This is a genomic window from Tepidimonas sp. HKU77 (assembly GCF_049728535.1).
GTDB lineage: Bacteria > Pseudomonadota > Gammaproteobacteria > Burkholderiales > Burkholderiaceae_C > Tepidimonas.
Genome location: NZ_CP187300.1, coordinates 1,713,006 through 1,733,053 on the forward strand (window position 1 = coordinate 1,713,006; position 20,048 = coordinate 1,733,053).

Consider the following 20,048-nt stretch of genomic DNA (forward strand, 5'->3'; position numbering starts at 1 on the left):
GGGCTCAGCTGCCAGCACGCGCTTCGAGCTCGGCCATCAGCTCTGCACCGCGTGCCAGCTGCAACGGACGGATGAGGTCGTCCAAGTCGCCTTCGAGCACCGCCGGCAGCTTGTACAGGGTCAGGTTGATGCGGTGGTCGGTGACGCGGCCCTGCGGAAAGTTGTAGGTGCGGATGCGGTCGCTGCGGTCGCCGCTGCCGATGAGGCCCTTGCGGGCTGCCGCCTCGCGCGCTTCGCGCTCGCGCCGCTCGCGCTCTTGCAGGCGCGCCAGCAGCACTTGCAGCGCCTTGGCCCGGTTGCGGTGCTGGCTGCGGTCGTCTTGGCATTCGGCCACGATGCCCGTGGGCAGGTGCGTGATGCGCACCGCCGAGTCGGTTTTGTTGATGTGCTGGCCGCCCGCGCCGCTGGCACGGAAGGTGTCGATGCGCAGCTCCGCCGGGTTGATCTGCACCGCCTGCGCCTCGTCGGGCTCGGGCAGCACCGCCACGGTGCAGGCGCTGGTGTGAATGCGCCCCTGCGACTCCGTCACCGGTACCCGCTGCACCCGGTGGCCGCCTGATTCGAAGCGCAGTCGCCCGTACGCACCCGGGCCGACGATGCGCAGCACCACTTCCTTGGCGCCACCCAGCTCGCTGGGGGATTCGCTGATGACCTCGGCGCGCCAGCCTTGCCGCTCGGCATCACGGATGTACATGCGCGCCAGCTCCGCGGCAAACAGAGCGGCTTCCTCGCCGCCCGTGCCGGCGCGGATCTCGACGAAGGCGTTGCGCTCGTCGTCGGGGTCGCGCGGCAGCAGCAGGGCGTGCAGCTCGGCCTCGAGCCGTTCGAGCTCGGCTTGTGCGGCGGCCACCTCATCCGCCACCATGGCCGCCAGCGCCTCGTCGCCGCTGGCGGCGGCTTCAGTGGCGAGCTGCTCGGCCTCGTGTCGTTGCGCCTCGCACTGCAGGTAGCGCAGGTAGGGCTGGACGATGGTGTCGGTTTCGGCGTGCTCGCGCGTCAACGCGCGAAAGCGCTCCAAGTCTGCCGTCGCATCGGGCGCGGACAGTTGGGCATCGAGCTCGTGCAGCCGTAGGCGCAAGCGCTCGAGCGTCTCGCGGATGAAGGGCTTCATGGGCGTGGTGGCCGTCCGTCGTCGCTGGCACGGCGGGGCGCCGCCGCATCGGGCCGGCCGCGCAGAAATAGCCGTGATACCACCTCGGCCGTGTGCTGCCGGGCCGCCTCGTCGCCGCTGTGCAGCTCGGCCAGCGCGCCGTGCAGCATTTTTTGCGTCAGGCCGCGCGCCAGCGCTTCGAGCGCCGCATCGACCGATTCCCCCCGCGCCAGCAGCCGTTTGGCGCGTGCGATCTCGGCCGCCCGCCACGCGTCGGCCTGCGTCTGCAGGTCACGGATCAACGCCACCACCCCCGCGTTGGGGTCACGCTGGCGCAGCCAGTGCATGAAGCTCTGCACACCGGCGTCGATGATGGCTTCGGCCTGCGCCACCGCGGCCTGTCGGCTGTCCTTGCCCGCCTGCACCACGGAGGCGAGATCATCCACCGTGTACAGATAGACGTCGTCGAGCTCGCGCACCTCGGCCTCGATGTCGCGCGGCACGGCCAGATCGACCATGAACATCGGTCGGTGGCGGCGGCGGCGCAAGGCGCTCTCGACCATGCCCAGGCCGATCAGCGGCAGCGTGCTGGCGGTGCAGCTGATCACGGCGTCGAACTCGTGCAGCCGGGCGGGCAGGTCCGACAGCCGCATCGCCTCGGCCCCAAAGCGGGCGGCGAGCTTTTCGCCGCGCTCCAGGGTGCGGTTGGCGACCGCCATCGCGCGCGGCTGGCGTGCGGCGAAGTGCGTGGCGGTCAGTTCGATCATCTCGCCCGCGCCCACGAACAGCACGCGGATGTCGCGCAGGTCTTCGAACAGCTGGCTGGCCAGCCGCACCGCGGCCGCCGCCATGCTGATGGAATGCGCACCGATGGCGGTGCTGCTGCGCACTTGCTTGGCCACCGCGAACGAGCGTTGGAACAGCTGATGCAGCGTGGTGCCCAGTGTGCCCACCTCGTCGGCCACGCGCACCGCGTCTTTGAGCTGGCCCAGGATCTGCGCCTCACCCAGCACCATGCTGTCCAGCCCGCTGGCGACGCGAAATGCGTGGCGTGCCGCGGCATCGTCGCGCAGCACGTAGGCGTGCTGCAGCAGCAACTCGGGCGCCACCCCGGCGGTGTCGGCCAGCCAGCGCGCCGTCGGCTCGATCAAGGGTTCGTCGCTGGCGCAGTACAGCTCGGTGCGGTTGCAGGTGGACAACAGCGTGGCCTCGGGCTGCCTGACCAACGCGGCGCGAAAGCGCCGCAAGGCGTCCGGCACCTGGTCGAGCGCGAATGCAAACCGCCCGCGCACATCGAGCGGAGCGGTGTGGTGGTTGATGCCGAGCGCCCAGACTGCCATGATTGCGGATTATAAAATTTTGTCCTTCGTGGACGTCCTGCCCCTGCTCAACCACCTGCTCAACCTCGTGGCACCGGCCTGGGGCGTCGGGGCGCTGCTCGCCGTCGCGCTGGCGTGGCGCGCGCGGGCGCGGCAGCCGTTTTGGCGGCGGTGGTGGGGCCACTGCGTGTGGCTGGGTCTGGCGGGGTCGGCGGTGCTGGCGGCGGCATTACCGTGGCTGGGGCGTGATGGCCGCATGGTGACCTATGCCCTGCTGGTGGTGGTCCTTGGGGGGGTGGCCGCCTGGCGCGATGCGCGGCGCGCCTGAAGGCAGGGTCCGTCCGGCGCAACCCTGCTGTCAGTGGTGCCGTGCTGCGCTGCGGTAACATCGTCGGTCCTGCCCCGGCTGCCGTGCCGATCCTGCGGGCCGCGCTGCCGCGTGGCTTGCTCGCCGCTCCTTGCCCATGAACGCACCGACGCCCCTGAACGCACTGCTCACGGCCGAGTCCGACACGCCGCGATTGCGCGAGATTCCGTACAACTACACGTCGTTTTCGGATCGCGAGATCGTGCTGCGCCTGTTGGGCGCACGCGCGTGGGACATCATCGAGCAACTGCGCCGCGAGCGCGCCACCGGCCGCTCGGCGCGCATGCTCTACGAGGTGCTGGGCGACATCTGGGTGGTGCAGCGCAACCCGTACTTGCAGGACGATCTGCTGGCCAACCCCAAGCGTCGCGCCGCGCTCATCGAGGCCTTGCACCACCGCTTGGGCGAAATCGAAAAACGCCGCCGCCCGCAAGACGACCCGCAGCGCGACGTGTTGGTGGGCGAGCTGCTGGACCATGCGCGCCGTGCCGTGCAGGCATTCGCCCAGGCGTTCGAGGACATGGCTGCGCTGCGCCAGCGCGCGGTCAAGGTGTTGCGTCGGCACACGGCGCGCGACAACATCAAATTCGATGGCCTGAGCCGCGTCAGCCACGTCACGGACGCCACCGACTGGCGCGTCGAGTATCCGTTCGTCGTGCTCACCCCCGACACCGAGGCCGAAATCGTGGGGCTGGTGCAGGGCTGCGTCGAGCTGGGGTTGACCATCATCCCGCGCGGCGGCGGAACGGGCTACACGGGTGGTGCGGTGCCGCTGACATGGAAGAGCGCGGTCATCAACACCGAAAAGCTGGAGGCGATGACCGAGGTCGAGATGGTGACCTTGCCCGGGCTGGACGCGCCCGTGCCCACGATCTGGACCGAGGCGGGCGTCGTCACCCAGCGCGTGGCGGATGCCGCCGAGCGCGCGGGCTTCGTGTTCGCGGTCGATCCCACTTCGGCCGAGGCGTCGTGCATCGGCGGCAACATCGCCATGAACGCCGGTGGTAAGAAGGCGGTGCTGTGGGGCACGGCGCTGGACAACCTGGCGTCGTGGCGCATGGTCACGCCCGACGCCGAGTGGCTCGAGGTGCACCGCATCGGCCACAACCGGGGCAAGATCCACGACGCCGAGGTGGCGTCCTTCGAGCTGCGCTACTTTGGCCCCGACGGCAAGACACTGCGCCGCACCGAGCGGCTCGACATCCCTGGCGCGGCGTTTCGCAAGGCGGGGCTGGGCAAGGACGTCACGGACAAGTTTCTGAGTGGCCTGCCTGGCGTGCAAAAAGAGGGCTGCGACGGCATCATCACCAGCGCGCGCTGGGTGGTGCACCGCATGCCCGCGCACACGCGCACCGTATGCCTGGAGTTTTTCGGCAACCCCAAGGACGCGGTGCCCTCGATCGTCGAGATCAAGGACTATCTGTTCGCCGAGCAAAGGCTGTCCGGCACGCTGCTCGCGGGTCTGGAACATTTGGATGACCGCTACCTGAAGGCGGTGGGCTACACCACCAAGAGCAAGCGCGGCACCCTGCCCAAGATGGTGCTCATCGGCGACATCGTGGGTGACGACCCGGACGCCGTGGCGCGCGCCGCCAGCGAGGTGGTGCGGCTGGCCAACGCCCGCGCCGGCGAGGGGTTCGTCGCCGTCAGCCCCGAGGCACGCAAAAAATTCTGGGCCGACCGCAAACGCACCGCCGCGATCAGCCGTCACACCAACGCCTTCAAGATCAACGAGGACGTGGTGATCCCGCTGGAGCGTATGGGTGAGTACACGCTGGGCATCGAGCGCATCAACATCGAACTCAGCCTGCGCAACAAGATCCGCCTGTGCGACGAGCTGGAGGCGTTTTTCGGGCGCGGGGCGTTGCCGCTGGGCAAGGCCGAAGACCCCCATGACATGCCCAGTGCCGAGTTGCTGGCCGAGCGCACCGAGCAGGCGCGCGCGCTCATCCGCCGCGTGCGCGCGCAGTGGCAGGCTTGGCACGACGGACTGGACGCGCCGGCCGCGCCGGGCGAGCGCACGCTGTTCGAGCAGCTGCAGGACCACACCCTGCGCGCGAGCTGGAAAACCCAGCTGCGCGCGCCGCTGCGCGAGCTCTTCACGGGCGCGGTGTTTGCGCCCGTGCTGGCCGAGTGCGATGCCATCCACCGGCGCGTGCTCAAAGGGCGCGTCTGGGTGGCGCTGCACATGCACGCGGGCGACGGCAACGTGCACACCAACATCCCGGTCAACAGCGACGACTACGAGATGCTGCAGACCGCGCACGAGGCGGTCGATCGCATCATGGCGCTGGCGCGCCGCCTCGACGGCGTGATCTCGGGTGAGCACGGCATCGGCATCACCAAGCTGGAGTACCTCAGCGACGACGAGCTGGCCCCGTTTGCCGAGTACAAGCGCCGCATCGATCCGCACGGGCGTTTCAACCGCGGCAAGCTGTTGCGCACGGCGAGTGCGTTGGGCCCCGACGTGCACCCGGCCGATCTGAGCCAGGCGTACACGCCGAGCTTTGGCCTCATGGGGTACGAGTCGCTCATCATGCAGCAAAGCGACATCGGCGCCATTGCCGACAGCATCAAGGACTGCCTGCGCTGCGGCAAGTGCAAGCCCGTGTGCTCGACCCACGTGCCGCGCGCCAACCTGCTGTACAGCCCGCGCAACAAGATCCTGGCCACCAGCTTGCTGATCGAGGCTTTCCTGTACGAGGAGCAGACGCGCCGTGGCGTCTCCATCCAGCACTGGGAGGAGTTCGAGGACGTGGCCGACCACTGCACGGTGTGCCACAAGTGCTTGTCGCCCTGCCCGGTGAAGATCGACTTCGGCGACGTGTCGATGAACATGCGCAACCTGCTGCGCAAGATGGGTCGCAAGTCCTTCCGCCCGGGTAACGCGCTGGCGATGACCTTCCTCAATGCCACCCAGCCGGAGACGATCAAGCTCATGCGCACCGCCATGGTCGACGTCGGCTTTCGCGCGCAGCGCTGGGCGCACGATCTGCTCAAGGGCCTGGCGCGCAAGCAGACGGCGGCGCCGCCCGCCACGGTGGGGCCCGCGCCGGTCAAAGAGCAGGTCATCCACTTCATCAACAAGAAGATGCCGGGCAACCTGCCCAAGAAGACGGCGCGCGCCTTGCTCGACATCGAGGACAAAAACTACGTGCCCATCATCCGCGACCCGCAGCGCACCAGCGCCGACGCGGAGGCGGTCTTCTACTTCCCCGGCTGCGGCTCGGAGCGGCTGTTCAGTCAAGTGGGGCTGGCCACGCAGGCCATGCTGTGGCACGTTGGCGTGCAGACGGTGTTGCCGCCTGGCTATCTGTGCTGCGGCTATCCGCAGCGCGGCTCGGGTCAGTTCGACAAGGCGGAAAAAATCATCACCGACAATCGGGTGCTGTTCCACCGCGTGGCCAACACGCTCAACTACCTGGACATCAAGACGGTGGTGGTGAGCTGCGGTACCTGCTACGACCAGCTGCAGGGCTATCAGTTCGACAAGATCTTCCCCGGCTGCCGCATCGTCGACATCCACGAATACCTGCTGGAAAAGGGCGTCAAACTGGAGGGCAAGGGCGCGTACCTCTACCACGATCCGTGCCACAGCCCGATGAAGCAGCAAGACCCGATGAAGACCGTCAAGGCGCTGGTGGGCGACACCGTCGTGGCCAGCGACCGCTGCTGCGGCGAGTCGGGCACGCTCGGCGTCACGCGGCCCGATATTTCGACGCAGGTGCGCTTCCGCAAAGAGCAAGAGTTGCGCAAGAACGAGCAGCAGTTGGCGGCCTTGGCCGAGCGCAACGGTGCGTCGCTGACGCCCGGGCGCACCAAGATCCTGACCTCGTGCCCGAGCTGCCTGCAGGGCCTGAGCCGCTACGGCGAGGATCTCAGCAACGGACTGCTGGAGGCCGACTACATCGTGGTCGAAATCGCGCGCCAGATCTTGGGTGAGAACTGGCTGCCGGACTATGTGGCGCGCGCCAATGCCGGCGGCATCGAACGGGTGCTGGTGTGAGCGCTCCGCCTGCCGCCGCCTGCCCTTTGTGCCGCGAAGACGGCGGCGTGCTGCTCTGGCGCGGGCAAGGCTGGCGCGTGGTGCGTGCGGTCGGCGCCGAGGTGTCATCGGCGCCAGCGTGGTACCGCGTCATCGCCACGGACCACGTGGCCGAATGGTCGGATCTCGATGCGTTCCAGCAGGCGGCAGGGATGCGCCTCGTGACGGCGGTCGAGCGCGTGTTGCGCGCCTGTCTGCAGCCGACCAAGGTCAACCTGGCATCGCTGGGCAACGTCGTGCCGCACCTGCACTGGCACGTCATCGCCCGCTTCGAGTGGGACAGTCGGTTCCCCGCCCCGATCTGGGATGCCGAGCGGCGCACGGGCGATGCGCAGCAACTGGCCGCCGTGCGGGCAGCGCTGCCCGACTGCGATGCAGCCATCGTGGCGGCGCTGGCGCCGTCGCCCCTCGCGTGATCGCCTCGATCCCAACCCACTTCACCGGAGGTCGCCCATGTCCGCTACCACCCCCGCACCCGAATCGATTACCGTGCACAACGCATCGCGCATCTTCGAAATTCGCTTTGCCGATGGCGCGCACTTTCGCATCCCGTTCGAGCTGATGCGCGTTTACTCCCCGTCGGCCGAGGTGCAGGGCCACGGGCCGGGGCAGGCGGTGCTGCAGACCGGCAAGCGCCACGTCGACATCGTGGCGCTGGAGCCCGTGGGCCACTACGCGGTGCAGCCCACCTTCTCCGACGGGCACGACAGCGGCATCTTCACCTGGGAGTATCTGTACTTCCTCGGCTCGCAGCAGGACGCGCTGTGGGCCGACTACGAGCGCCGGCTGGCCGAAGCCGGCCTCGACCGGGACGCGCCCATGCCGAGTGCGGCCGCGCCCGGTTGCGGGCACCATTGATGCCCCGCCCACGCCCTGCAGCGGCTACGATACGGCCATGAGCTCTACCCATTTCGGTTTCCAGACCGTCGACGAACGCGAAAAGGCCCGGCGCGTGCGTGCCGTCTTCGACTCGGTCGCGCCGCGCTACGACCTCATGAATGACCTCATGTCCGCCGGCCTGCACCGCTGCTGGAAGGCGTACACCGTCATGGTCGCCAACCCCCAGCCTGGCCAGCGCGTGCTCGACATCGCCGGGGGCACCGGCGACATGGCGCTGGCCATTGCGCCCAAGGTACAACCGGGCGGCATGGTGGTGCACACCGACATCAACGAATCCATGCTGCGGGAGGGGCGCGACCGGCTGCTCGACCATGGGCTGGCGCTGCCTACCGTGGTGTGCGACGCCGAGCAACTGCCGTTTCCCGATGGCCACTTCGACCTCGTCACGGTGGCGTTTGGTCTGCGCAACATGACGCACAAGGAACTTGCGCTGCGCGAAATGAATCGAGTACTCAGGGTCGGCGGCAAGCTGCTGGTGCTCGAGTTTTCGAAAGTCGCGCCCCCGCTGCAAAAAGCCTACGACTGGTACAGCTTTCATGTGCTGCCGCGGCTGGGGCGCTGGGTGGCGGGGGACGAGGCCAGTTATCGCTATCTGGCCGAGTCGATCCGCATGCACCCTGATCAGCAGACGTTGCGCGGGATGGTGCAGGAGGCGGGCTTCGGCCACGTCGATGTGCACAACCTGACCGCCGGCGTCGTCGCCTTGCACGTGGGCATCAAGACATGAATCCGGGCCTGTGATCGTGGCCCTTGCTAGGAGAGAGACCGTGGTGACGAAACTGGGAACGTGGATGCTGGTGGCGGCGATGGCCTTGTCGTCGGCCGACGTCTGGGCCAAGCGCTTGGGCGGTGGTGGATCGATGGGCAAGCAGTCCAGCAACGTGACGCAACGCCAAGCCGCACCGCAGGCGCCCGCCCAACCGGCGCCGGCGCAGACGCCGAACCAAGCCGCGGCGCCCACGGCCCCCGCCGGCGCGGCCGCTGGGGCTGCCGCCAAGCCGCAGCGTCCCTGGGGGGCGATGCTGGGTGGCCTGGCCGCGGGGCTGGGGCTGGCCTGGCTGGCCAGCGCGCTCGGCTTCGGCGAAGCGTTTGCGCAGTTCCTGCTCATCCTGCTGCTCGCCATGGTCGTGGCGGCGGTGATCGCATGGGTCATGCGCAGTCGGGCGGCGGGCCGCTCCGCCCTGGCGCACCAAGGCGCCGGGGCAGGGGGGGTGGCACCCGTCACGCTGCGCGGCTACCAGCCAGCCCATGTCGGCAACGACGCGTCGGCCCGGCCGTGGGAGCGCAGTCACAGCACCTTTGGCACGGCCGAACCTGCCGGTCAACCGGGCAGCCGAATCGGTGCGGCCCTGAACGGTCCCCAGGCTTGGGGTATTCCCGCGGGCTTTGACACGGAAGGGTTTCTCCGCGCGTCCAAGGCCAACTTCATCCAGCTGCAAGACGCCTGGGATCGCGGTGACATCCCCGCCCTGCGCGCGATGATGACCGACGAGATGGTCGAGCAGATCCAGGCCCAGCTCGCCGAGCGCGAGCGGCACTCGGGCGGCGTGCCCAACCAGACGGAGGTCGTGACGCTGGACGCCCAGTTGTTGGGTATCGAGGAGCGCGACGACGAATACATGGCCAGCGTCGAGTTCTCGGGCCTGATCCGGGAAAATCCGGCCGAAGGACCCGCCCCATTCCGCGAAGTGTGGAACATCACGCGCCCCAAGAACGGGCGCGGCGGCTGGCTGGTCGCCGGGGTCCAAGCCCTGCAGTGACGGCCCGATCGCCAATCCGGCAGAATCGGGGGCATGACCATGCCCCCGATTTCTTTTTCCCCGCCACCGTGGCTGCTCGACGAGGCGCGCAACCGCGTCGTGCTGCTGCTCAACCACGTGCTGCAGCAAGAGCCCGAGGCGATGCAGCGCCTGCGTCGGCAGGCAGGCAAGACGATCCAGTTGCGTTGGCCGCACGCGGCGCTGGCGCGCGTGCTACCGGGGGCGCTGGCGCTGCACATCACCCCCGCCGGCTTGTTGGCGCAGGCCCGCGCTGACGCCCCGGCCGACCTGGTGCTGACCCTGGACGAGCCCTCCGCGTTCACGCTGGCGGGCAAGCTGGCCAGTGGCGACAAGCCGACGGTGGGCATCGAGGGCGACGTGCAGCTCGCGGCCGAGGTGGCGTGGCTGGTGGACAACGTGCGCTGGGACCTGGAGGAAGATCTCTCGCGCCTGCTGGGCGACGCGGCAGCGCATACGCTGGTGCAGGTGGGCCGCCAAGCGGTGGCCCTGCTGCGCACGGGCTTGGCGCCTGCGGTGCAAGCGGCGCGCGAGCGTGCACAGACGCTGCGCGCGCGGATGGCGGGTGCCGCGCAGACCGATGGCGGCGGAGGCGCGCCATGAGGCAATGGCTGCGCAGCTGGGTGATCGCCTGGGTCGTTTTTCGCTATGGCCTCGACGAGCTGGTGCTCTCTGGCTTTCGGCACCCGCTGTTGGTGCGGCTGCGGCGGCTGATTTCGGTCGGCCGCAATCTGAGTGCGCCGCGCGGCCAGCGCCTGCGCGAGGCATTGGAGCGGCTGGGGCCAATCTTCGTGAAATTTGGGCAGGTGCTGTCCACCCGGCGCGATCTGCTGCCGCCGGACATCGCCGACGAGCTGGCCCGGCTGCAGGACCGCGTGCCCCCGTTTCCGGCGGAGGTGGCCATTGCCACCATCGAGCGCGCCTTCGGGCAGCCCTTGCACGCGGTGTTCGCGCACTTCGAGCGCGAGCCGGTGGCCAGCGCCTCCATCGCCCAGGTGCACTTCGCCCGGCTGCACGACGGGCGCGAGGTCGCGGTCAAGGTGCTGCGGCCCAACATGCTGCCCGTGATCGAAAATGACCTCGCCCTCATGCGCACCATAGCGCGCTGGGTGGAGCGGCTATCGCGCGACGGGCGCCGCCTCAAGCCGCGCGAGGTGGTGGCCGAGTTCGACAAATACCTGCACGACGAGCTCGACCTGATGCGCGAGGCGTCCAACGCGGCCCAGCTGCGGCGCAACATGGCGGGGCTGAACCTGGTGCTCATCCCCGAGATGTACTGGGACTACTGTCGCCCCGAGGTGCTGGTGATGGAGCGCATGCACGGTGTGCCCATCAGCCAGGTGCAGCGTTTGCGCGAGGCGGGCGTGGACATCCGGCAGCTCGCGCGCGACGGCGTGACCATCTTCTTCACCCAGGTGTTTCGCGACGGGTTTTTTCACGCCGACATGCACCCGGGCAACATCCAGGTCTCGATCGCCCCGGAGACGTTTGGGCGCTACATCTCGCTCGACTTCGGCATCGTTGGCACCCTCACCCAGTTCGATAAGGAATATCTGGCGCAAAACTTCACCGCGTTTTTTCGGCGCGACTACAAGCGCGTGGCCGAGCTGCACATCGAGTCGGGCTGGGTGCCGGCGGACACGCGCGTGGACGAACTCGAGGCCGCGATCCGCGCCGTGTGCGAGCCGTATTTCGATCGCCCGCTCAAAGAGATCTCCCTCGGCCTGGTGCTCATGCGCCTGTTTCAGACCTCGCGCCGCTTCAACGTCGAGATCCAGCCGCAGCTGGTGTTGCTGCAAAAGACGCTGCTCAACATCGAGGGGCTGGGGCGCGAGCTCGATCCCGATCTGGACCTCTGGAGCACGGCCAAGCCCTTCCTGGAGCGCTGGATGCTGGAGCAGGTGGGGCCGAAGAAGTTCTGGAACCAGCTCAAGGCCGAGGCCCCGCACTACGCGAAGCTGATCCCCGAGCTGCCGCGTCTGCTGCACGATTATTTGCGCCAGCGCCCCACCGACTTGCGGCACGAGATCGACCGCTTGGTGCAGGAGCAGCGCCGCACGCAGCGGCTGCTGATGATGGTGATCTACGTGCTGTTTGGCTTCGTGGCCGGCCTCATGGCCATGCAGTGGTGGCTGCGCCTGCGGCTGTGGTGACGGCGGGCTTGAAATCCCGGGCGCGCCGCCCCACCTATAATGAAGGGTTTTCCCGGATTTTGGGTTTCAACGAGACTTCCTTGCAGGTGCAGCCATGCCCATCTACGCGTACAAATGCGAGTCCTGTGGCCACGCCAAGGACGTGTTGCAAAAAGTGTCCGACGAGCCGCTGACCACGTGCCCGGCGTGCGGGGCACCCACGTTTCGCAAGCAGCTCACCGCCGCCGGTTTCCAGCTCAAGGGCACCGGCTGGTACGTGACCGATTTCCGCAACAACGGCAGTGGCGCGTCGGCGGCCAGCGCGGGCGACAAGGCGGGCGCAGCGGCGGCCGGAGCGGCCGCCTCTGGTGCGGCGGCGGCGTCCGAGGGGGGTGCGTCTTCCACGCCGTGCGGGGCGTCCTGTGCCTGTCATTGACCGAGGGCGCATCGTCGGCGCGCTGCGCCGCTGGTTGCTAGCGGGCTTGCTGGTCCTGGTGCCGCTCATCGTCACCCTGTGGGTGCTCGATTGGGTGATTTCGACGCTGGATCAGACCCTCAACATCCTGCCCGACGCCTGGCAGCCGGAGCGCTGGATCGGCACGCGCATCCCGGGTCTGGGGGTGCTGCTGGCGCTGTCCATCGTGCTGGGCATCGGGGCGCTGGCGTCCAACTACGTTGGCAACCAGCTCATCGCGTGGTGGCACGCGCTGCTGCAGCGCATCCCCGTGGTGCGCTCGATCTATTCGGGCGTCAAGCAGGTGTCCGACACGCTGCTGTCCGAAAAAGGCAACGCCTTCCGGCAGGCGCTGTTGGTCCAGTGGCCGCGCGAGGGCATGTGGACGATCGCCTTTCTGACTGGCGCACCCGGCGGCGACGTGGCCCGGCACCTGCCGCCGCAAGATTATTTGAGTGTCTATGTGCCCACCACGCCCAACCCGACGGGGGGCTATTTCGTCATGGTGCACCGGCGCGACGTGGTGCCGTTGGCCATGACGGTGGACGAGGCGCTGACCTACGTCATTTCCATGGGGGTGATCGTGCCCGGCGGTCGCAAGAGCGCGCTGCCGCCCGGGGTGGCGGCGCCCTCGGGCCCGGCTTGACGTTTGCACGATCGCTGACCGTTTTACCTTCACACGCACGATGAGTCGAGAGGTTTTCATGCACATGCGCACCACCTACTGCGGGCAGGTCACCGAGGCCCTGATGGGCCAGACCGTCACCCTGTGTGGCTGGGTCAACCGGCGGCGCGACCACGGCGGCGTCATCTTCGTCGACCTGCGCGACCGGGAGGGCACGGTGCAGGTGGTGTGCGACCCCGACCGGCCCGAGATGTTTGCCACCGCCGAAGGGCTGCGCAACGAATACTGCGTGCAGGTCAAGGGTGTGGTGCGCGCGCGCCCCGAGGGCACGGTCAACGAGGCCATCCGCAGTGGCCGCGTCGAGGTCTTGTGCCACGAGATCGTGGTGCTCAACCCCAGCGTCACGCCGCCGTTTCAGCTCGACGACGACAACCTGTCCGAAACCACGCGCCTGACGCACCGCGTGCTGGACCTGCGTCGCCCCGTGATGCAGCGCAACCTCATGCTGCGCTACCGCGTGGCGATGGCGGTGCGCCGTTTTCTGGACGCGCACGGCTTCATCGACATCGAAACCCCGATGCTGACCAAGAGCACGCCCGAAGGGGCGCGCGACTACCTGGTGCCCAGCCGCGTGCACGACGGTATGTTCTACGCGCTGCCGCAGTCGCCGCAGTTGTTCAAGCAGCTGCTCATGGTGTCGGGGTTCGACCGCTACTACCAGATCACCAAGTGCTTCCGTGACGAGGATCTGCGCGCCGACCGCCAGCCTGAGTTCACGCAGATCGATATCGAGACCTCGTTCATGACGGAGCAGGAAATTCGCGACCTGTTCCAAGAGATGATCCGCCAGGTCTTTGCCCAGACCATTGGGGTCGATCTGGGCGACTTCCCCGTCATGCCGTATGCCGAGGCGATGGCGCGCTTCGGGTCGGACAAGCCCGACCTGCGCGTGCGGCTCGAGTTTACCGAGCTGACCGACGTCATGAAGGACGTGGAGTTCAAGGTCTTTTCGGGGCCGGCCAACATGACCGGCGGCCGCGTCGTGGCGCTGCGCGTGCCCGGTGGCGCGGCGCTGTCGCGCAGCGACATCGACGGATACACCGAGTTCGTCAAGATCTATGGGGCCAAGGGGCTGGCCTGGATCAAGGTCAACGACGTCGCCGCGGGGCGCGACGGACTGCAGTCGCCCATCGTCAAAAACCTGCACGACGCGGCCCTGCAGGCGATCCTGCAGCGCACCGGGGCGCAAAATGGCGACTTGCTGTTTTTCGGTGCCGACAAGGCCAAGGTCGTCAACGACGCGATCGGTGCGCTGCGCGTCAAGATCGGGCACAGCGCCTTCGGCAAGGCCAACGGGCTGTTCGAGGACCGTTGGGCGCCGCTGTGGGTGGTGGACTTCCCGATGTTCGAGTACGACGACGAAGAGCAGCGCTGGGTGGCGGTGCACCACCCGTTCACCGCGCCCAAGGACGGCCACGAGGACCTGATGGACACCAACCCCGGCGCCTGTCTGGCCAAGGCCTACGACATGGTGCTCAACGGCTGGGAGCTAGGGGGCGGATCGGTGCGCATCCACCGCGCCGACGTGCAAAACAAGGTGTTTGCCGCGCTCAAGATCGGGCCGGAGGAGGCGCGCGCCAAGTTCGGCTTCCTGCTCGACGCGCTGCAATACGGCGCGCCGCCGCATGGCGGGCTGGCGTTTGGGCTGGATCGGTTGGTCACGCTCATGACCGGTGCCGAGTCGATCCGTGACGTGATCGCCTTCCCCAAGACGCAGCGCGCCCAGTGCCTGCTGACCCACGCGCCCAGCCCGGTGGACGAAAAACAGTTGCGCGAACTGCACATCCGCCTGCGCAACCAGCAGCCTGCGTGATACAGTGGATCATCAATTTTTCCATCACACAAGGAGCGTGCCATGACCGACAACACCCTGCAACCGAAGGACAAACTGGTGGCCGACCTCAAGACCGTGGTCGCCGATGCCGAAGACTTGCTGGCGGCCACCGCCCAATCGACGGGCGAAAAAGTGGCCGAGCTGCGCGAGCGTTTGGGTGAAAACCTGCGCACCGCCCGCTATCGGTTGGCCGACGCCGAAGCGGCGCTGCGCGAGCGCACGCGAGAAGTGGCCCGTGCCACCGACCATTATGTGCACGAGCACCCCTGGAAAGCGATCGGGGTGGCAGCGGGCTTCGGCCTGCTGGTGGGTCTGCTGATCGGCCGTCGCTAAAGCCGACGGGGGAGGGCGCATGCCCTCCCCCTCACCGATTCCCATGGGCCAGGAGGATCGACCCCCGTCCGCTGCGGCGCCGCAGTCGCTGTGGAGCGCCACGCGCGGATGGTTCCACGACGCTGGCGAGCTGCTGGGGGTGCGCCTTGCGCTGCTGGGCGTCGAGGCGCGCGAGCATGCGCTCGATGTGGCCGAGGGGCTGGCGGCAACCGTCGCCGCAGCCCTGTTGCTGGTACTCGGCTTGGGCTTTCTGGCGGTGCTACTGACGGTGTTACTGTGGGAGTCGCACCGGCTGCTGGCGCTGGCTTTGTTTAGCGCGGTATTTCTGACCTTGGGCGTTGTCGCGCTGCTTTGGGCCCGTCGGCGTCTGCTGGGGATACGCTGGTTTGCGGCGAGCATGTCCGAGCTGGACCGTGACGTGGAGCGCTTGCGTGGCCGGAACTGACCGCCGCACTCGGTTGGCTGCGCGCCGCCAGGCGCTGCTGCAGCGCTCGGGTGAGCTGCGCGAACGCTTGGCGCTGCAGGGCCGGGCGCTGCAGCCGGCCTTCGGCTGGGCCGATCAGGCACGCGAGGGCTGGCGCTGGCTGCAGGCGCACCCGTGGGTGGCGCTGGTGGCTGCGGCGGTGCTGGTGTGGCGCCGTCCCAGGGCGGTATGGCGCGGGGCGTGGCTGGTGTGGCGCGGTTGGCGCTTGTGGCAGCGCTGGGCTCCGTTGCGCGAGCGCCTGTCGCCGCTATGGCGGGGGGCGGAACGGGGGCCACGCCAGCCCACCGGGGCGCGCTCTTCCTGAGCGCGGTGGAGATACCCCACCCGGTCTCACGCTAGAATCGTCCGTCACTTTCCTGAGGCAGGATAGCGCCTATGTTCGTCATCGTCGGCTGGCTGATCGTCCTGATCTGCATCTTCGGTGTCTTCATCATCCACGGTGGCAACATCGGGGTCATCCTGAAAGCGCTGCCGTTCGAGATGGCCACCATTTTCGGGGCAGCGATCGGCGCGTTCATCGCCGGTAACCTGATGAAGGTGCTCAAGGGCGTCGGGCGCGGGCTGGGGGCGTGCTTCAAAGGGTCCAAGTACACCAAGGCGCGCTTCATGGACCTGTTGGGCTTGCTGTTCGACATCCTGCAAAAAGCGCGCAAAGAAGGGTTGATGGCCATCGAGGGCGATGTGGAAAATCCGGATGCCTCGCCGCTGTTCCAGAAATACCCGACGATTGCCAGCGACCATCACACGGTCGAGTTCATCACCGACTACCTGCGTTTGATGGTTTCAGGCAACCTCAACGCGCATGAGATCGAGTCCATCATGGATGCGGAACTCGACACCCACCACGCCGAAGAGCACGCGGCGGTGGCGGCGCTGCAGCGGCTCGCCGGCGCGTTGCCTGCGTTCGGTATCGTGGCTGCGGTGTTGGGCGTGGTCAATACGATGGGCTCGGTCGGGCAGCCCCCGGCCGTGCTGGGAGGGATGATCGGCTCGGCGCTGGTGGGTACGTTCCTCGGCATCTTGCTGGCGTATGCGTTCGCCGAGCCGCTGGCCAGCCTGTTGGAACAAAAGGTGGAGGAATCCAGCAAGGAATTCCAGTGCATCAAAACCACCCTGTTGGCCAGCATGCAGGGCTACGCTCCCATGACGGCGATCGAGTTTGGCCGCAAGGTGCTGTTTTCCGACCAACGCCCGACTTTTAGTGAGCTAGAGGCGCACGTCAAGAAAAAATGACGGTGAGATTCCGCCCATCGCCCTGACCTCGCATCGCGTCCATCATGGCCTCGTCCGGCAAGCCGCTGCAACCCATCATCGTCAAGCGCGTCAAGAAAGGCGGGCATGGCGCACACGGCGGCGCCTGGAAGATCGCTTACGCCGACTTCGTGACGGCGATGATGGCTTTTTTCCTGCTGATGTGGCTGCTCGGCTCGACCACCGAGGGCGACCGCAAGGGCATTGCGGATTATTTCAACCAGCCGCTGAAGGTTATGCTGTTTGGCGGCCCCGGCTCGGGCGGCGCCACCAGCATTCTGGACGGTGGCGGCGACGACCTGACCAAGAGCGTGGGTGAGGACGCCAGCGGCAATATCGAGGACAAGGTGCGCGAAATCGGGGCGCAGCTCGCGCGCGCCGAGGCGATTCGCCAGGACAAGCAGCGCATCGCGACGCTGCGCGAAAAACTCGAGAACATCATCAACGCCAACCCGCAGCTGGCCGAGTTCAAAAATCAAATCCGGCTGGAGATGGTGCAAGACGGGCTCAACATCCAGATCGTCGACGACCAGAAGCGCGCCATGTTCGACACCGGCAGTGCCCTGGTCAAGCCCTACATGCGCGACATCTTGCGTGCCATTGCGCAGGCGCTGATGGAAGTCGACAACCGCATTTCGCTCTCGGGGCACACGGACGCCACGCCGTATGGCAGCGGGGAGCGGGCGTATAGCAACTGGGAGCTATCGGCCGATCGGGCGAATGCCAGCCGGCGCGAGCTGGTGGCCGCCGGCCTGCCAGAGGGCAAGCTCGCGCGTGTGGTCGGCATGGCCGACAAGCAGCTGCTGTTCCCCGACAACCCGTATGATCCGCGCAACCGCCGCATCAGCATCTTGGTGCTGACGCGCGAGGCGGAGGAGCGTATGTCCAAGTCACTGGAGGCGGCCCCGGCGGTCGAGGACGAAGACGCTGCCCGCGCCGCGGTGCAGGGGGCAGCGAGCGCGACCCCCGCGAAAACACCGGCTGCCGGTGGGCGGCCCATGCCCTTAAACTAAGGCCTGTCCGGGACGGAGTCTTTCATGGCCGATGTGCGTTTTTTGATTGTCGACGACTTTTCCACGATGCGGCGTATCGTGCGCAACCTGCTCAAGGAGCTGGGCCATGCCGACGCCGACGAGGCCGAAGACGGCTCGGTTGCCCTGCACAAGCTGCGCAACGGCAAGTTCGACATGGTGATCACCGACATCAACATGCCGAACATGAACGGCTTCGAGCTGCTCACCCAGATCAAGAGTGATGACAAGCTCAAGCACATCCCCGTGCTGATGGTGACCGCCGAGGCGCGCAAGGAAGACATCATCGCAGCGGCACAGGGCGGGGCGGCGGGCTACATCGTCAAGCCCTTTACCAAAGCGACACTCGAAGAAAAGCTCACCAACATCTTCCGCAAGATGGGCTGGGCGTGAACACGGTATCCGGAGGGGAGGGCATGACCGACACCGCATCCCATGCGCCCAAGGCCGACGGCAAGGGTGACATTTATCAGCGTCTGGGCGAGATCACCCGCGAGCTGCACGAGGCGCTCAAGGCACTCGGCTACATGCCCGCGCTCAAAGACGCGGTCGGCGAATTGCCGGACGCGCGCAGCCGCCTGGAGTACATCGCGCGCCTGACGGGCGAGGCGGCAGAAAAGGTGCTCAACCGGGTGGACGAAGCCAAGGCCGAGCAGCAAAAGGTCATCGACAGCAGCCGTCAGTTGGTCGAGACCATCGGCGCGGTGCCGGGGCTGAAGTGGGCCATGCCCGAGTTGCTGCAGTGGTCGAGCGAGATTCAAGCAGCGGCCGAGCGCACCGACCACCACCTGACCGAGATCATGATGGCGCAGGACTTCCACGACCTGACGGGCCAGGTGATCAAAAAAGTGGTGGCGCTGGCCGGAACGCTGGAGCAGCAGCTGCTGCAATTGTTGATCGAGACGGCACCCTCGGCGGGCAGCGAATCCGCCAACACGCCCGCCGCGCCCGAGTCGGCGCGCCACCCCGAGCTATCGGGTCCGGTCGTCAACCCGGAAGGGCGCTCGGACGTCGTGACCAGCCAGGCGCAGGTGGACGACCTGCTGGCCAGCCTCGGTTTTTGACGTCTGCCCGCCCCGCACGGCGGACAAGCCGGGAAGTGGCGGGTTTCTCGCGCCTTTTGGCGCTTTAGAAATCCGATCCCGCCCCGGACAATGCGGCCGACAGCCACCGCTCGGCCGCCATGGAATCGACCCAAGACAAAAACCAACCCGCCACCCCGCGTCGCTTGCAAAAGGCGCGCGAGGAGGGGCAGGTGCCGCGTTCGCGGGATCTGACGCACCTGGTGGTGTTGGGCGGTGGCTTGGTGTTGCTGTGGGTGACGCTGCCGTGGGCTTACGAGCGGCTGCGTGGCGCGATGCGCGAGGGGCTGCGCTTCGACGGGGCCAGCGTGCGCGAGCCGCGCCTGATGTTGGAGCGCCTGGCCGACGGTCTGCAATTGGCGCTGGGCTACTACCTGCCGCTGGGGCTGGCGCTGGTGGCGCTGGTCGTGCTGGCGCTGGTCGCGGCGGGCTCCTACGCCCTGAGCGCCAAGCCGCTGCTGCCCCAGTGGTCCAAGATCGGTCTGATCAGCGGTCTGCAGCGCCTGTTTTCGCGCCAGCAGATGGTGGAGGTGATCAAGCTGCTGGCGATCACGGCGCTCATCGGTCTGATCGGGGCGCTGTACGTCGAATCGCACCTGCAGGCGTTCGCCACCCTGCTGTTGCGTCCGCTGGAGTCGGCGCTGGTACAGACCGGCGAATGGTTCATGGTCGGGGTCGCCTGGCTGTTGACGGTGGTGTTGCTGGTGGCGTTGGTGGACGTCCCGTTGCAGCAATACCTCTACCGCCACCGTCTGCGCATGTCGCTGCAAGAGGTCAAGGACGAGCACAAGGAGACCGAGGGCAACCCGCAAGTCAAGAGCAAGCGCCGTGAGCGCGCGCGCGAGATCGCGTATGGCCAGAGCATCCGGCGCGTGCCCGAGGCCGACGTGGTGGTCATGAACCCGACCCACTACGCAGTGGCACTGCGTTACGACGAGCGCACCATGGGGGCGCCGCACGTGATCGCCAAAGGGGCCGATCTGTTGGCGCTGCGCATCCGCGACGTCGCCCGTGACGCCAAGGTGCCGGTGCTGGAGTCGCCCATGCTGGCGCGCGCCCTCTACGCCCACACCGAGCTGGATCAACCCGTGCCCGCGGCGCTCTACACCGCGGTGGCCCAGGTGCTGGCCTACGTCTATCGGTTGCGCGCCGCGTTGCGCGGTCAGGGCCCCATGCCCAAGCCGCCGCAGCCGCAGGTGCCGGTCGAACTGGACCCGCTGCACGGCCGCGCCACCCCCTGATCCTGGTCTGAACCCATCCCAC

21 protein-coding genes are annotated in these 20,048 nt (G+C 67.6%); 19 read left to right on the forward strand and 2 right to left on the reverse strand.

Annotated features, from left to right (window positions below):
- Nucleotides 1-4 precede the first annotated feature (4 nt).
- Nucleotides 5-1,111, reverse strand: a complete 1,107-nt coding sequence (prfA, locus tag ACPP3B_RS08225; protein WP_424858681.1) for a peptide chain release factor 1 — start codon at nt 1,109-1,111, stop codon at nt 5-7.
- Nucleotides 1,108-2,430, reverse strand: a complete 1,323-nt coding sequence (gene hemA / locus ACPP3B_RS08230) for a glutamyl-tRNA reductase (RefSeq protein ID WP_424858682.1) — start codon at nt 2,428-2,430, stop codon at nt 1,108-1,110. Before hemA ends, prfA begins: the two co-directional genes overlap by 4 nt.
- Between hemA and ACPP3B_RS08235 the strand changes: the two genes are divergently transcribed.
- From ACPP3B_RS08235 to ACPP3B_RS08325, 19 genes are all read left to right on the forward strand, one after another.
- Nucleotides 2,429-2,737: a hypothetical protein gene (locus ACPP3B_RS08235; protein ID WP_424858683.1), complete on the forward strand. Its 309-nt coding sequence runs from the start codon at nt 2,429-2,431 to the stop codon at nt 2,735-2,737. The genes hemA and ACPP3B_RS08235 overlap by 2 nt on opposite strands.
- A 136-nt stretch (nt 2,738-2,873) precedes the next feature.
- The gene (locus tag ACPP3B_RS08240) at nt 2,874-6,782 is read left to right on the forward strand and encodes a DUF3683 domain-containing protein (RefSeq protein WP_424858684.1); all 3,909 of its coding nucleotides are present in this window, start codon (nt 2,874-2,876) and stop codon (nt 6,780-6,782) included.
- Nucleotides 6,779-7,237 carry an HIT family protein gene (locus tag ACPP3B_RS08245; RefSeq protein ID WP_299022388.1) on the forward strand — a complete coding sequence of 153 codons (459 nt, stop codon included), beginning with the start codon at nt 6,779-6,781 and terminating at the stop codon, nt 7,235-7,237. Before ACPP3B_RS08240 ends, ACPP3B_RS08245 begins: the two co-directional genes overlap by 4 nt.
- 37 nt (nt 7,238-7,274) lie before the next feature.
- Nucleotides 7,275-7,679 carry a DUF971 domain-containing protein gene (locus ACPP3B_RS08250; RefSeq protein WP_299022385.1) on the forward strand — a complete coding sequence of 135 codons (405 nt, stop codon included), beginning with the start codon at nt 7,275-7,277 and terminating at the stop codon, nt 7,677-7,679.
- A 37-nt stretch (nt 7,680-7,716) separates the two neighbouring features.
- Nucleotides 7,717-8,448: a bifunctional demethylmenaquinone methyltransferase/2-methoxy-6-polyprenyl-1,4-benzoquinol methylase UbiE gene (ubiE, locus tag ACPP3B_RS08255; protein ID WP_299022380.1), complete on the forward strand. Its 732-nt coding sequence runs from the start codon at nt 7,717-7,719 to the stop codon at nt 8,446-8,448.
- Nucleotides 8,449-8,491: 43 nt separating this feature from the next.
- The gene (locus tag ACPP3B_RS08260; protein ID WP_299022444.1) at nt 8,492-9,481 is read left to right on the forward strand and encodes a Tim44 domain-containing protein; all 990 of its coding nucleotides are present in this window, start codon (nt 8,492-8,494) and stop codon (nt 9,479-9,481) included.
- Between the two features lie 33 nt (nt 9,482-9,514).
- A complete protein-coding gene (locus ACPP3B_RS08265) occupies nt 9,515-10,102 on the forward strand; it encodes a ubiquinone biosynthesis accessory factor UbiJ (protein WP_424858685.1) in 588 nt (195 codons plus the stop codon).
- The gene (gene ubiB, locus ACPP3B_RS08270) at nt 10,099-11,652 is read left to right on the forward strand and encodes a ubiquinone biosynthesis regulatory protein kinase UbiB (protein WP_299022375.1); all 1,554 of its coding nucleotides are present in this window, start codon (nt 10,099-10,101) and stop codon (nt 11,650-11,652) included. Before ACPP3B_RS08265 ends, ubiB begins: the two co-directional genes overlap by 4 nt.
- Before the next feature lie 94 nt (nt 11,653-11,746).
- Complete coding sequence (locus ACPP3B_RS08275) at nt 11,747-12,067, forward strand: FmdB family zinc ribbon protein (protein WP_299022373.1); 321 nt, start codon at nt 11,747-11,749, stop codon at nt 12,065-12,067.
- Complete coding sequence (locus ACPP3B_RS08280) at nt 12,054-12,731, forward strand: DUF502 domain-containing protein (RefSeq protein WP_299022369.1); 678 nt, start codon at nt 12,054-12,056, stop codon at nt 12,729-12,731. Before ACPP3B_RS08275 ends, ACPP3B_RS08280 begins: the two co-directional genes overlap by 14 nt.
- Before the next feature lie 58 nt (nt 12,732-12,789).
- A complete protein-coding gene (gene aspS, locus ACPP3B_RS08285) occupies nt 12,790-14,583 on the forward strand; it encodes an aspartate--tRNA ligase (protein WP_424858686.1) in 1,794 nt (597 codons plus the stop codon).
- 42 nt (nt 14,584-14,625) lie between these two features.
- Nucleotides 14,626-14,937: a DUF883 family protein gene (locus tag ACPP3B_RS08290; protein ID WP_424858687.1), complete on the forward strand. Its 312-nt coding sequence runs from the start codon at nt 14,626-14,628 to the stop codon at nt 14,935-14,937.
- 19 nt (nt 14,938-14,956) lie between these two features.
- Entirely contained in the window at nt 14,957-15,382 is a 426-nt protein-coding gene (locus ACPP3B_RS08295; protein ID WP_424858688.1) for a phage holin family protein, read from the forward strand.
- On the forward strand, nt 15,369-15,725 hold the full coding sequence (locus tag ACPP3B_RS08300) for a YqjK family protein (RefSeq protein ID WP_299022359.1): 357 nt from the start codon (nt 15,369-15,371) through the stop codon (nt 15,723-15,725). Before ACPP3B_RS08295 ends, ACPP3B_RS08300 begins: the two co-directional genes overlap by 14 nt.
- 71 nt (nt 15,726-15,796) lie before the next feature.
- Nucleotides 15,797-16,654, forward strand: coding sequence for a flagellar motor stator protein MotA (motA, locus tag ACPP3B_RS08305; protein WP_299022353.1), 858 nt, complete (start codon nt 15,797-15,799; stop codon nt 16,652-16,654).
- Between the two features lie 44 nt (nt 16,655-16,698).
- A complete protein-coding gene (gene motB, locus ACPP3B_RS08310) occupies nt 16,699-17,685 on the forward strand; it encodes a flagellar motor protein MotB (RefSeq protein WP_299022351.1) in 987 nt (328 codons plus the stop codon).
- Nucleotides 17,686-17,709: 24 nt separating this feature from the next.
- Nucleotides 17,710-18,096, forward strand: a complete 387-nt coding sequence (gene cheY, locus ACPP3B_RS08315) for a chemotaxis response regulator CheY (RefSeq protein ID WP_299022347.1) — start codon at nt 17,710-17,712, stop codon at nt 18,094-18,096.
- Nucleotides 18,097-18,119: 23 nt separating this feature from the next.
- On the forward strand, nt 18,120-18,767 hold the full coding sequence (locus tag ACPP3B_RS08320) for a protein phosphatase CheZ (protein ID WP_299022344.1): 648 nt from the start codon (nt 18,120-18,122) through the stop codon (nt 18,765-18,767).
- Between the two features lie 119 nt (nt 18,768-18,886).
- A complete protein-coding gene (locus ACPP3B_RS08325; protein WP_424858689.1) occupies nt 18,887-20,026 on the forward strand; it encodes an EscU/YscU/HrcU family type III secretion system export apparatus switch protein in 1,140 nt (379 codons plus the stop codon).
- The last annotated feature ends 22 nt before the right edge of the window (nt 20,027-20,048 follow it).